Raw genomic sequence first — 12,847 nt, forward strand, 5'->3', positions numbered from 1 at the left:
TTATTAGTATGCAAGAAGTTTGGAAACGTAAATGCAAGAGCAATATAACCCACAAGACATAGAGTCAAAAGTCCAACGCTACTGGGAAGAAAACCAAGTATTTAAAGCCACAGAAGATGAGAGCAAAGAAAAATACTATTGTCTCTCAATGTTTCCCTACCCAAGTGGTCGACTGCATATGGGTCATGTGCGTAACTATACCATTGGTGACGTGGTTTCTCGCTTCCAGCGCTTGCAAGGCAAAAACGTAATGCAACCTATGGGTTGGGATGCGTTTGGTTTACCTGCAGAAAACGCGGCTATTAAAAATAAAACAGCCCCTGCAAAGTGGACTTACGAAAATATTGACTACATGCGTAACCAACTTAAGCAATTAGGTTTTGGCTACGATTGGGATCGCGAAATTGCGACTTGCCACCCAGAATATTACAAATGGGAACAATGGTTTTTCACTAAGCTTTACGAAAAAGGCCTAGTGTACAAAAAAATGTCAACGGTTAACTGGGATCCGGTCGATCAAACTGTACTAGCTAACGAGCAAGTAATTGACGGCCGCGGTTGGCGTTCAGGTGCGGTAGTGGAACAAAAAGAAATTCCACAGTGGTTTATTAAAATTACCGACTACGCACAAGAGCTATTAGACGATTTAGACAAATTAGAAGACTGGCCTGAACAAGTTAAAACCATGCAGCGCAACTGGATTGGTCGTTCTGAAGGCTTAGACATAGAATTTACGCGTACCGATAACAACGAAAAATTTAGCGTATACACTACACGCCCAGATACATTTATGGGCGTAACATACCTAGCCGTTGCTGGTGGCCACCCTATTGCACAAGAAGCGGCTAAAAATAGCGACGCGATTGCAATGTTTGTTGAAGAATGCAAAAACACCAAAGTTGCTGAAGCAGACATGGCAACCATGGAGAAAAAAGGTATTGCAACAGGCTTTTACGCCACTCACCCATTAACGGGCGAGCAGCTACCAATTTGGGTTGCTAACTTTGTATTAATGCATTACGGCTCAGGTGCGGTAATGGCAGTACCTGCGCACGACCAACGTGACTTTGAATTTGCAACAGCTTACGGCCTAGATATTAAACAAGTTATTGCGCCAGTTGAAGGCTCTGAGCTTGAAGTAAACCTAGCTCAAGAAGCATTCACCGAAAAAGGGGTATTAGTAAACTCAGGTGAATTTGATGGCCTTGATTTTGAAAACGCCTTTAACGCTGTTGCCGACAAGCTAGAAGCATTAGGTGTGGGAGAGCGTAAAGTAAACTTCCGTCTACGCGATTGGGGTGTAAGCCGTCAGCGTTACTGGGGTTCGCCAATTCCAATGCTGAGTGATGAGAATGGTAATGAGCTTGCTGCCACTGAAGATATGCTACCAGTGCGTTTACCAGAAGATGTGGTAATGAATGGCGTTACCTCACCAATTAAAGCGGACCCAGAATGGGCTAAAACAACTGTAAATGGTGTACCAGCCACTCATGAAACTGATACTTTTGACACCTTTATGGAGTCATCATGGTATTACGCTCGCTACTGTAGTCCGCGTCATGACGAGGGTATGTTAGATCCAGCAGCCGCTAACTATTGGTTACCAGTAAACCAATACATTGGTGGTATTGAGCACGCAATTTTACACTTATTGTACTCGCGCTTTTTCCATAAATTACTACGTGACTTTGGTTTAGTAAATTCAGACGAGCCATTCGACCGCTTACTTTGTCAAGGTATGGTACTTGCCGAAACATTTTATCGTAAAGATGAAAAAGGCGGCGATGTATGGATTTCGCCAAGTGATGTAAATACCGAAACCGACGACAAAGGCCGTGTAACCAAGGCATGGCACGTCGATGATGGTGAACCTGTGTTCTCATCTGGCATGAGCAAAATGTCTAAGTCGAAAAATAACGGCATAGACCCACAAGAAGTAATTGCTCAATACGGTGCAGATACCGTGCGTTTATTTATGATGTTTACTGCACCACCGGAGCAAACGCTTGAATGGTCAGATTCAGGGGTTGAAGGCGCACACCGTTTCTTAAAACGTGTATGGAAATACGCGGTAGATGTTAAAACGGTTGGCTTCCAAGCACTTGATAAATCGTCGCTTACTAACCCACAAAAAGTACTTCGCCGTGAGCTACATAAAGCCATTGCAAAAGTGAGCGATGATGTTGAACGTCGTCAAACATTCAACACTGCGATTGCCGCAATCATGGAGCTGTCTAATAAGTTATTAAAAGCGCCATTAAACGACACTCAAGATGTTGCCATTGCTAACGAGGCATTAGAAGCATTACTTATTATGCTAGCACCAATAACACCGCATTTATCGCATCAGTTATGGCAAGAGCTAGGTAAAGAAGGTGATATTTTAGATGCCGCATGGCCAAAAGTTGACGAATCTGCCCTAGTTGAAGATGAAAAATTAATCATCGTACAAGTAAACGGTAAATTACGTGCAAAACTAACGGTTGCAGCTGATGCAACGCAAGAGCAAGTAGAAGCACTCGCGTTTGCAGAATCTAACGTCACTAAATTTACTGATGGTGCAACAATCCGCAAAGTAATTTATGTACCAGGTAAATTGCTTAACGTGGTAGCTAACTAATATGGCTACTTTAAATGCCATTAAAAACGGACTAGCCTTAGTGCTAGTCTGTTTTTTGTTATCGAGCTGTGGCTTTCACCTTAAAAAAGCATCAAGCCTACCCAATGATTTAAAACAGCTAACCTTGGTGGGTGATGATCAAAAATCAGCATTGTTTAGCTATTTGCAAACAGAACTTGCTATGAGCGATGTCACTTTAGTCCCTGCGAGTAAACAGTCTGCGCAACTTTATTTATTTAAAGAGCAGCTAGAGCGCCAAACCTTGTCGTTGTTTCAAAACGGACAAGTAGCTGAATATGAACTGGCATACAGTGTGAGTTATGTTGTAAAACGCCCAAAACAAGAAGCCATTGAAAAACGTTTTGAGCTTTACCGTAATTACCAAGATGATCCTGACAACGCACTAGCTAAAGCAAAAGAGCTTGAACTGCTGATCAGCGAAATTCGCCAGCAAGCGAGTCGTCGAATTGTTAGAGAGTTGTCGCAACTATAATGCGTTGTTATGCAAATCAGCTGCCTAGCGAATTAAAAAAGGGGTTAAAACCTTTTTATTTGGTTTTTGGTGAAGAGCCTTTTCAAGAAGCGCAATGTGTACAGCTCATACGCGACAGCGCAAAAGCGCAAGGTTTTGATGAAGTAATTAAATTCACTTTAGCCCAAGGCTTTGATTGGCAGGAAATCATAGCGCAATACCAAAGTATGTCGTTATTTAGTGCGCGTACAATTATTGAGCTTGACTTAAACCAGCAAAAACCTGGTACACCCGGCGCAAACACCTTTAAAAAGGTCGTTGAGCTTGAAAACCCTGACACCATTTTAATTGTTAAAGGCGCCAAAGCAAGCCAAGATGTGCAACGCGGTGCGTGGTTTAAAGCACTCGATAAGCAAGGGTTATTTGTACCCTGCTATCCGCTTAGTGGTAATCACTTAAAACGTTGGCTTGATGAACAGTGCCAACGCTTGTCACTTAATTTACAAAACGAGGCTAAGCTCAGTTTAATTAATGCCACTGAAGGCAATTTACTGGCTTGTTTCCAAGAGCTTGAAAAGCTGTCACTAATACATGGTGACGCTCTCATTACCCAGCAACTGGTAATGCAAGGGCTACTAAACCAATCTAAATTCGATATTTTTGATTTAAGTGATGCTCTTTTAAACGGCCATACTTCACAAGCAATAAAAGTATTAAATAAGCTTGCCAGTGATAACACTGAAGTAGTGAGTATTTTATGGGCCATCAATAAAGATTTAAATACCTTAATAGGTGTACAACAAGGGTTACTGCAGGGTGAGTCATTAGCGACCCTGTTTAAGCAAAAAGCGATTTGGAAAAATCAGCAAGTGCCGGTACAAACAGCGATAAACAGACTAAATATTCACACCCTTGAAAGCATTAGCAGTGAACTGGCATTATTTGATGCAAGCTACAAACAAGGTGTATTGATTGCGCCCTATCAAGCATTAGCACATATTTGTATTAAATTTTGCCAACCACTCGATATTCCACTGCCGTGCCATACTAACCGTCAGTAAAGGAAAAATATCATGATTGCAATTTTTGGTGGCACTTTTGACCCCATTCATTTTGGGCACCTTAATATGGCGCAGCAATGCGTGGCTACTTTTGAATTACACTCACTCTATTTTATGCCCTGTGCAATACCCGCACACAAAGCGGCACCGGGGATCAGCACCGAACATCGTATTGCAATGCTTAAAACCGCAATTAAACCATATTCGCAGTTTAAGCTTGATTTACGAGAACTAAAACGCAGCGGCCCGTCGTATTCTTTATTAAGTTTGCAAGAACTAAGAGCAGAAAATCCCGATACCCCGATTCTATTTTTGATTGGAATGGACTCATTCAACAACCTTGATAAATGGTATCAGTGGCAAATAATAACGAGTCTATGCCATATAGTGGTGTATCAACGCCCTGGTCAAAACTGTGATGTACAAGGTGAACTTAAAAACTACAAACAGCAGGCTATGAGCAACGATATTTCCCTACTAAACGAAAAAAATGGCGGACACCTTTACTTTTTAGAAGGTAAGCAACTGGATGCCGCATCCAGTAATATCCGTCAAGCTCTTAAAAAAAGTATTAAAAAGAGTGAACTATTACCCGACACCGTGAGTCACTATATTGAGCAGCACCAGCTTTATCAAGAGTGATTGGTATAAACCCCTCGGCGTGTTAAAATAACCGCTATTAAATTTTAAATTGAGACAAAACCTTGGATTCGAAACAACTACTCGCTTTTGCACTAGACAAAATTGACGATATGAAAGCACGTGATGTGATTCAACTTGACGTAACTGGCACTTCAGACGTAACCGATTACATGATTGTATGTTCAGGCACATCAAGACGTCATGTATTGTCAATTGCTGATAACTTAGCAAAAGAAGCTCGTCACGCTGGTGAAGAGCCATTAGGCTACGAAGGCCAAAGCGATGGCGAATGGGCATTAGTTGATTTAGGTGATGTGATTGTTCACGTTATGCAAGATCAAGCACGTAGCTATTACGATCTAGAAAAGCTTTGGGGCTAATAGCTCCCTATTTTAGACAACGCTTGGAAATAACGTCGTGAAAATACAAATGATTGCTGTTGGTACAAAAATGCCAGCATGGGTAGAAACAGGTTTTGCAGAATATCAGCGCCGCTTTCCCAAAGATATGGCACTGGAACTAATCGAAATACCTGCAGGTAAACGTGGCAAAAACGCAGATATAAAGCGTATTTTGCACATCGAAGGTGAAAAAACCTTAGCCGCTATACCTAAAGGCAATCGTATTGTCACACTAGAAGTAACTGGTAAACCACTGGATACTCACCAGCTTGCAAAAAACATGGAAAAGTGGCAACTTGATGGTCGCGATGTCAGTTTACTGATTGGAGGACCAGAAGGCTTAGCTCCCGAGTGTATTGCGGCCTCTGAGCAAAAATGGTCGTTATCAAATTTAACGCTCCCACACCCTTTAGTACGCATTATTGTTGCTGAAAGCCTTTACAGAGGCTGGAGCTTAAATAACAACCACCCTTATCATCGCGAGTAGTTTCTTGCCATGCTAAAACGAAGACCCACTATTCGCGACCACTCAGCAGAAGCTAATTTATTTGCTCGGCGTGCATTTGTGGGTTTTATATTTATATTAGCCCTAGTAGCCATATTATTGTCTAACTTGTACACCATTCAAGTTGACGACCACCAAGATTACCAAACTCGCTCTAATGACAACCGCATAAAAGTAATCCCTATTGCACCTAATCGCGGACTTATTTACGACCGCAACGGTGTTTTACTGGCCGAAAATAAGCCCGTTTATAACCTTGAAGTGATCCCCGAAGAAGTTGATGATTTAACCGCCTCTTTGAAGTCTATCAGCAAAATCATTGAAATAACCGAGCAACAACAAGCTGATTTCCTTGATGATATAAAACATACTCGACGTTTTAAAAGCCAAGTCCTCAAAGCCCGTTTAAATGAAAACGAAGTAGCGATGTTTTCAGTAAACCAGCATAAATTCCCAGGGTTTAGCATTGAAGCGCGCCTAGCGAGATATTATCCCTTTGGCGATACCTTAACCCATGCATTAGGCTACGTTGCTAAGCTCAATAGAAAAGAGCTAAACAAACTTGAGCAACAAGGTGAAGCCACCAATTACAGAGCCACTCATGATATTGGCAAGCTGGGTATCGAAAAATATTACGAGCCGTTACTACATGGTCAGGTCGGCTCACAGCGAGTTGAGGTAAACAACCGTGGCCGTATTATTCGCACCTTAAACATGGAACCACCGCAGCCGGGGGATGATTTAGTACTTACTCTCGACATTGGTTTACAACAAATAGCCCAACATGCACTTAAAGATATGCGCGGCGCTATTGTGGTAATGGATGCAAAAGATGGCGGCGTTCTAGCGCTTTATTCAAACCCAAGTTATGACCCAAATTTATTTGTGCACGGTATTAGCAGCAAAGACTACAAAGCCCTACTTAATCCAGATCTCCCGCTTATAAACCGTACCACTCAAGGACGCTATGCACCAGCATCGACTATTAAGCCGCACATGGCTATTTTGGCATTAGAAGAAAATATAGTGCAAGAAACCACCACCATGTGGGATCCCGGTTTTTTTCAAATACCAAACGTAAAGCATAAATGGCGCGATTGGCGACGTTGGGGCCATGGCCATGTTGATGTTTACAAAGCCATAGAAGAGTCATGCGATACTTATTTTTATGATGCAGCGTATCGTTTGGGGATCACTAAAATAAGTAACTTTATGGCGCGTTTTGGCTTTGGTGAACTTTCAGGTATTGATATACATGAAGAAGCAACCGCTATTTTACCCTCAAAAGAGTGGAAAGAAGATCGTTTTAAAGAGTCATGGTGGCGTGGCGATACTATTTCTGTCGGGATTGGCCAAGGTTATTGGACTGCCACCCCGATTCAAATAGCTAATGCCACTAATATTTTAGTTAACAGAGGGATAAATCATCCACCTCATTTAGTGCAAGTAGCTAAAAAAGAAGACCAAATTACCCAGCTCAATAATGAAGAAAAGCCACCTGTTGTTCTTAATAACGAGGATAACTGGCGAATTGCTATTGATGCCATGCATAACACGGTTAAAAAGACTACCGGTACAGCACATCGCGCGTTTAAAGGGGCTACGTACGACCCAGCAGGTAAAACCGGTACCGCCCAAGTGGTCAGTATTGCTCAAGGCGAGCGCTATGACGCCGATGCACTTAAAGAGCGCCAGCGTGATAACGCCATTTACGTCGGTTTTGCCCCATACGATAACCCTCAAATCGTTGTCTCTATTGTGGTAGAAAATACTGGGGGCGGCAGCTCAGTAGGTGCCCCAATTGCGCGCCAATTAATGGATTACTATTTTGCTGCTAACCCCATTCAATCATCAGGGAGTAAAGTTCCATGACGGCTTTACATGATAAGCGTTCTATTTGGCTGCGCTTGCATATTGATTTGCCGCTTTTTATTGCTTTATTACTAATGATGGCAGGCAGCATCACAATTGTTTACAGTGCCTCTGGCCAAGACTCTGCAATGATGATGCGCCACGGTACCCGTATGGCTGGTGCTATTATTGGTATGTTTGTGTTAGCACAAATCCCTCCAGCAACTTTAAAACGCTTAGTCATCCCTATGTATTGCTTAGGACTACTCATGCTGGTTGGAGTACTCCTATTTGGTGTGAGCTCCAAAGGTGCGCAACGCTGGTTAGATTTAGGCATCACCCGCTTTCAACCCTCAGAGCTGATGAAATTAGCGGTTCCTATGATGGTGGCTTGGTATATTGGCCGTAACCATTTACCCCCTCGAGCGCTGCATTTAGTGATTGGTTTTGCCATTGTTATGCTACCTACTCTACTTATAAAAGAACAGCCTGATTTGGGCACCTCAATTTTGATTGCCAGTTCAGGTGTATTTGTGTTGTTTTTATCTGGCTTGAGTTGGCGTTTAATTGGCTTCTTAAGCTCTGTTATTGCCTTAGCGGCATGGCCTTTTTGGCACTATGGTATGCACGATTATCAAAAGCAAAGAGTACTGACCTTTTTAGATCCAGAGAGCGATCCGCTTGGTTCTGGCTATCATATAATCCAATCAAAAATAGCGATTGGTTCAGGCGGTATAGAAGGCAAAGGCTGGTTGCAAGGCACACAATCACAACTAGAATTTTTACCTGAAAGACATACTGATTTTATTTTTTCAGTACTGAGTGAGGAGTTTGGCCTGTTCGGTGTGTGTGTTTTACTGAGCCTATACCTATTCATTATTGGTCGCGGACTTTATATTGCCGTTAATGCCCAAGATGCCTTTGGCAAGTTACTCGCGGGCTCACTCATTCTGACATTTTTCGTTTATATTTTTGTAAACATTGGCATGGTTTCGGGCTTGTTACCCGTTGTAGGTGTGCCATTACCATTGATTAGCTATGGTGGCACCTCAATGGTTACCTTAATGGCTGCATTTGGCATTATTATGTCGATTGCCACAGATAAAAGGATGCTCTTAAAATAATGCGCCTTTATAAACAACTTATAATTATTACACTCGTTAGCCTCTTTTTGAGTGCGTGCAGCAGTTCAAGTAGTCGTTATAGTATGCGTCATGATGCCGCACCACTGCGAGCACCAACTGAATTAGAAATGCAAGATGCTATTGTCACTAAAGTTATAAAAAGCGCGAGCACCACACGCCCTTACGAAGTGTTGGGCAAACGTTATACCCCTATGCTCGATGAAACCGGTTATTCAGAAACGGGCATTGCTTCATGGTATGGCCGAAAGTTTCATGGTTATCATACCTCTAACGGCGAAGTTTACGATATGTTTGCTATGACGGCAGCCCATAAAACCTTACCATTACCGAGTTTTGTACGCGTAACAAATACAGCCAATGGCCAATCTGTTATAGTACGGGTTAATGATCGTGGGCCCTTTCATGATGATAGAATCATTGATCTTTCCTATGCTGCTGCCTATAAACTTGGCTACCATAAATACGGTACAGCAAAGGTTAAGCTTGAAGCGATTACCCTCGCAGATACCCGTGCACGAAAAACCTATGTTCAAGTAGCAGCCGGCAGTACCTTAGCCAACATAGAAGCATTGGCACACACACTACGAGAGCAGTATAAATTACCAACAAATATCGTCGAAAAAGACGCTATTTATAGATTGCACTTAGGGCCGATAAAAGATGCCCAACACGCGCAACAAGTATTAGAAACATTAAAACAAAATCAATTTCAGAACGCGTTCTTGCTTTACACTCAGTAAGCCCTTTAGAATAGGGAGAATGCATATTTTTAACTTTAACCATTAATGAGTATGATGAAATCTATTAAACATAAAATTCTTACTGGTGTTTGCGGCTTAGTCTGTTCTGCCGCCGTCTTTTCAGCCACCGCACAAATTATTCCAGCCCCCCCTCAAGTTAATGCTAAAGGTTACTTTTTGGTGGATTTCACCACAGGTAAAGTTATTGCAGAAGGTGAAGCTGATACAAAACTTGCTCCTGCTAGCTTAACTAAAATGATGACTAGTTACGTAATTGGTACAGAGATTAATGCAGGTAATATCGCACCTACCGATATGGTGACTATTAGCGAAAAAGCATGGGCAAAAAACTTTCCTGAATCATCTAAAATGTTTATTGAAGTGGGTAAGCAAGTTAGCGTAGATGATCTTAATCACGGTATTATTGTACAATCGGGTAATGATGCCTGTGTTGCTATGGCTGAGCATATTGCAGGCAGCGAAAGTGCCTTTGCAGATTTAATGAATGCCCATGCTGAAAAGATAGGCATGACAAATACTCACTTTATTAATAGTCACGGTCTTGATACAGACGAGCACTACACAACGCCACGCGATATGGCCACACTTGGTGCAGCCTTAATCAAAGATGTGCCGGATGAATACGCCCTATATAAAGAAAAATCTTTTACTTTTAATGGTATAAAGCAATATAACCGTAACTCGTTGTTATGGGATGAAAGCTTAGATGTTGATGGTATTAAAACAGGCCATACATCTGATGCGGGTTACAGCTTAGTCACCTCGGCAACAAAAAATGACATGCGTTTAATTGCGGTAGTTATGGGTACTTCAAGTGAGCGTGCGCGTAAAGTTGAAAGTAAAAAACTGCTTAACTACGGTTTCCGCTTTTTTGAAACAATTACGCCTTACAAAGCGGGCGATAGTTTTGCAGAGCAACGCATCTGGATGGGTAACAAAGAGAATGTCTCTTTAGGTATTTTAGAAGACACCCCTATTACAATCCCTCGTGGCCAACATAAAAACCTGAAAGCAAACTTTGAGCTTGACGATACGCTCGAAGCACCTTTAGCTAAAGGCACTAAAGTAGGCACGCTGTTTTTACAACTTGAAGGCGAAGATATTGCACAATATCCGCTAGTTACACTTGAAGAAATACAAGAAGGTAGCTTCTTCAGTAAAATATATGACTACTTACGCTTACAAATAATGTAAGCACGAGTAAAGTAATATGAACGCCTCTTCTGTGAGGCGTTTTTTTTTGCTTGAAAAGTGCTAGAATGCGCCCCATATATACCAATCGTATTGAATGACTATCGTTGGCTTAGGTCAAAAGTAACATCATTTCAAGATTGTCATTAGCCTTTCAGTTCTAAGCTTAACGTATAAGTTGAGCCAACACTTTTGTTTGAGGAGTTCCCGTCGTGGTTGAACCTGTTAAAAACACTAAATTTGATGAGTACCTAGAGTACCCTTGCCCGTTTACATTTAAAATTATGGGTTTAGCAAACGTAAACTTAACTGATCAAATTTTAGAAAAGTTACAACCTATCGCCCCGGGTGATTATGCGCCAAAAGTAAAACCGAGCAGTAAAGGTAACTATGAGTCAGTCACTTTAGTAGCCACAGTAACAAGCGGCAAACACATTGAAGAAATTTACAACGTGATCAGCAATATCGATGACGTGCGCCATATGCTTTAAGCTATAGTTGAGATTTGTTGTGAGCGAAAACACCCTAATCGTACGCCAACTGGGTCGTCAGCGTTACATGCCGATTTGGCAAAAAATGCAAGACTTTACCGACACCCGTGATGAAAATACGCCAGATGAAATTTGGTTGGTAGAGCATGAAAGTGTATTTACCCAAGGCCAAGCCGGTAAAGATGAGCACTTACTCGCCCCAGGTGACATAGAAGTGATTAAAGTTGACCGCGGTGGACAGGTGACTTACCACGGCCCTGGTCAGCAAATGATGTATGTATTATTTAATTTACGTCGTTTAAAAATTGGGGTGCGAGAGCTAGTTACTTGGCTTGAAGAGTGCATCATTGAATCCCTTGCAGAGTTCGCCATAGATGCATACGCGAAAGCGGATGCTCCTGGTGTTTACGTTAACGACAGTAAAATTGCTTCTTTAGGTTTACGAGTTCGTCGTGGCTGCTCATTTCATGGCTTGGCATTAAATGTTAATATGGATCTAAGTCCATTTTTACGCATCAACCCATGTGGTTATGCGGGCATGAATATGGTGCAAACTAAAGAACTAAATGGCCCTCAAAACCTTGAAGCTGCAGGTGAAGGGCTGGTAAAACACATGATCAAGAAGCTTAATGCAACACAGGTTAAGCATACTGAAGGGTTTGAAAACGAATGAATAAACCAGTCAAAATGGAACCAGGTGTAAAACTACGCGACGCAGAAAAAATGGCGTTGATCCCCGTTAAAGTTTTACCAACAGAAAAAACCGAAATGCTCCGTAAGCCAGAGTGGCTTAAAATTCGCTTACCTAAGTCAACCGAGCGAATTGACGGCATAAAACAAGCAATGCGTAAGCATGGCCTTCACTCTGTATGTGAAGAAGCTTCGTGTCCTAACTTATCAGAGTGTTTTAACCACGGTACAGCGACCTTTATGATTTTAGGGGCTATTTGTACACGTCGTTGTCCATTTTGTGACGTTGCACATGGTCGCCCATTAAAACCTGATGCCGCTGAGCCTGAAAAGCTGGCACTGACCATTAAAGACATGAAGTTAAGCTATGTAGTTATTACTTCTGTAGACCGTGATGATTTACGTGACGGTGGTGCTCAGCACTTTGCTGATTGTATCCGCGAAATTCGTAAGCATAATCCAGAAATTACCATTGAGATTTTAGTGCCCGATTTTCGTGGCCGTATGGACAGAGCGTTAGAAATTTTAATTGAAACGCCGCCAGATGTATTTAATCACAACTTAGAAACGGCGCCACGTTTATACAAACTTGCGCGCCCGGGTGCTGACTATAAATGGTCTCTTGAATTATTACGTCGCTTTAAAGAAGCCCACCCTGAGGTTAAAACAAAATCAGGCTTAATGGTTGGCCTTGGTGAAGAAATTAGCGAAATCGAGGAAGTACTTCGCGATTTACGTGCTCATGACGTTGATATGCTTACTGTAGGGCAATACCTACAACCGTCTAAGCACCACTTACCCGTTAAGCGTTACGTGCCACCAGCTGAATTTGACGCATTAAAAGAATATGCTGATGAAATTGGCTTTACACACGCCGCTTCAGGCCCGTTTGTACGTTCAAGCTATCATGCAGATCAACAAGCGGCAGGTAAAGAAGTAAAGTAATCTCTCGCAATGTATAAAAAACCGCCATTAGGCGGTTTTTTGTTTTTTAGCAGTTATTTTTACTGTTTATAA

Annotated in this window: 13 protein-coding genes; all 13 read left to right on the forward strand. The window is 42.0% G+C overall.

Annotated elements, in window-relative coordinates; genetic code table 11:
• Window positions 1-31 precede the first annotated feature (31 nt).
• The 13 genes from leuS (at window position 32) to lipA (ending at window position 12,775) form a co-directional block, all read left to right on the forward strand.
• Window positions 32-2,620, forward strand: a complete 2,589-nt coding sequence (leuS, locus tag CWB76_RS01090; RefSeq protein WP_138604987.1) for a leucine--tRNA ligase — start codon at window positions 32-34, stop codon at window positions 2,618-2,620.
• A 1-nt stretch (window position 2,621) separates the two neighbouring features.
• Entirely contained in the window at window positions 2,622-3,113 is a 492-nt protein-coding gene (locus CWB76_RS01095) for an LPS-assembly lipoprotein LptE (protein ID WP_010388311.1), read from the forward strand.
• Window positions 3,113-4,153 carry a DNA polymerase III subunit delta gene (holA, locus tag CWB76_RS01100; protein WP_055012799.1) on the forward strand — a complete coding sequence of 347 codons (1,041 nt, stop codon included), beginning with the start codon at window positions 3,113-3,115 and terminating at the stop codon, window positions 4,151-4,153. The genes CWB76_RS01095 and holA overlap by 1 nt, the downstream gene beginning before the upstream one ends.
• Window positions 4,154-4,165: 12 nt before the next feature.
• The gene (gene nadD / locus CWB76_RS01105) at window positions 4,166-4,795 is read left to right on the forward strand and encodes a nicotinate-nucleotide adenylyltransferase (protein ID WP_138604988.1); all 630 of its coding nucleotides are present in this window, start codon (window positions 4,166-4,168) and stop codon (window positions 4,793-4,795) included.
• Window positions 4,796-4,857: 62 nt separating this feature from the next.
• A complete protein-coding gene (gene rsfS, locus CWB76_RS01110) occupies window positions 4,858-5,175 on the forward strand; it encodes a ribosome silencing factor (protein ID WP_010388304.1) in 318 nt (105 codons plus the stop codon).
• 37 nt (window positions 5,176-5,212) lie between these two features.
• Window positions 5,213-5,683, forward strand: a complete 471-nt coding sequence (gene rlmH, locus CWB76_RS01115) for a 23S rRNA (pseudouridine(1915)-N(3))-methyltransferase RlmH (RefSeq protein ID WP_138604989.1) — start codon at window positions 5,213-5,215, stop codon at window positions 5,681-5,683.
• Window positions 5,684-5,692: 9 nt separating this feature from the next.
• Complete coding sequence (gene mrdA / locus CWB76_RS01120) at window positions 5,693-7,573, forward strand: penicillin-binding protein 2 (RefSeq protein WP_138604990.1); 1,881 nt, start codon at window positions 5,693-5,695, stop codon at window positions 7,571-7,573.
• Entirely contained in the window at window positions 7,570-8,676 is a 1,107-nt protein-coding gene (gene rodA / locus CWB76_RS01125) for a rod shape-determining protein RodA (RefSeq protein ID WP_138604991.1), read from the forward strand. The genes mrdA and rodA overlap by 4 nt, the downstream gene beginning before the upstream one ends.
• Window positions 8,676-9,437 carry a septal ring lytic transglycosylase RlpA family protein gene (locus CWB76_RS01130; RefSeq protein ID WP_138604992.1) on the forward strand — a complete coding sequence of 254 codons (762 nt, stop codon included), beginning with the start codon at window positions 8,676-8,678 and terminating at the stop codon, window positions 9,435-9,437. Before rodA ends, CWB76_RS01130 begins: the two co-directional genes overlap by 1 nt.
• Before the next feature lie 54 nt (window positions 9,438-9,491).
• Window positions 9,492-10,652, forward strand: a complete 1,161-nt coding sequence (locus tag CWB76_RS01135; RefSeq protein ID WP_138604993.1) for a serine hydrolase — start codon at window positions 9,492-9,494, stop codon at window positions 10,650-10,652.
• A gap of 209 nt (window positions 10,653-10,861) precedes the next feature.
• Window positions 10,862-11,140, forward strand: a complete 279-nt coding sequence (gene ybeD, locus CWB76_RS01140; RefSeq protein WP_008109437.1) for a DUF493 family protein YbeD — start codon at window positions 10,862-10,864, stop codon at window positions 11,138-11,140.
• A 19-nt stretch (window positions 11,141-11,159) separates the two neighbouring features.
• Window positions 11,160-11,813, forward strand: coding sequence for a lipoyl(octanoyl) transferase LipB (gene lipB / locus CWB76_RS01145; protein WP_008109436.1), 654 nt, complete (start codon window positions 11,160-11,162; stop codon window positions 11,811-11,813).
• Window positions 11,810-12,775: a lipoyl synthase gene (gene lipA, locus CWB76_RS01150; protein ID WP_138604994.1), complete on the forward strand. Its 966-nt coding sequence runs from the start codon at window positions 11,810-11,812 to the stop codon at window positions 12,773-12,775. Before lipB ends, lipA begins: the two co-directional genes overlap by 4 nt.
• Window positions 12,776-12,847 lie beyond the last annotated feature (72 nt).

It is taken from the genome of Pseudoalteromonas sp. S1609 (assembly GCF_005887255.1).
Classification (GTDB): domain Bacteria; phylum Pseudomonadota; class Gammaproteobacteria; order Enterobacterales; family Alteromonadaceae; genus Pseudoalteromonas.

Coding starts and splice junctions, on each gene's coding strand:
- leuS (WP_138604987.1), top strand. CDS start 32: ATGCAAGAGCAATATAACCCACAAGACATAGAGTCAAAAGTCCAACGC.
- CWB76_RS01095 (WP_010388311.1), top strand. CDS start 2,622: ATGGCTACTTTAAATGCCATTAAAAACGGACTAGCCTTAGTGCTAGTC.
- holA (WP_055012799.1), top strand. CDS start 3,113: ATGCGTTGTTATGCAAATCAGCTGCCTAGCGAATTAAAAAAGGGGTTA.
- nadD (WP_138604988.1), top strand. CDS start 4,166: ATGATTGCAATTTTTGGTGGCACTTTTGACCCCATTCATTTTGGGCAC.
- mrdA (WP_138604990.1), top strand. CDS start 5,693: ATGCTAAAACGAAGACCCACTATTCGCGACCACTCAGCAGAAGCTAAT.
- rodA (WP_138604991.1), top strand. CDS start 7,570: ATGACGGCTTTACATGATAAGCGTTCTATTTGGCTGCGCTTGCATATT.
- CWB76_RS01130 (WP_138604992.1), top strand. CDS start 8,676: ATGCGCCTTTATAAACAACTTATAATTATTACACTCGTTAGCCTCTTT.
- CWB76_RS01135 (WP_138604993.1), top strand. CDS start 9,492: ATGAAATCTATTAAACATAAAATTCTTACTGGTGTTTGCGGCTTAGTC.
- lipA (WP_138604994.1), top strand. CDS start 11,810: ATGAATAAACCAGTCAAAATGGAACCAGGTGTAAAACTACGCGACGCA.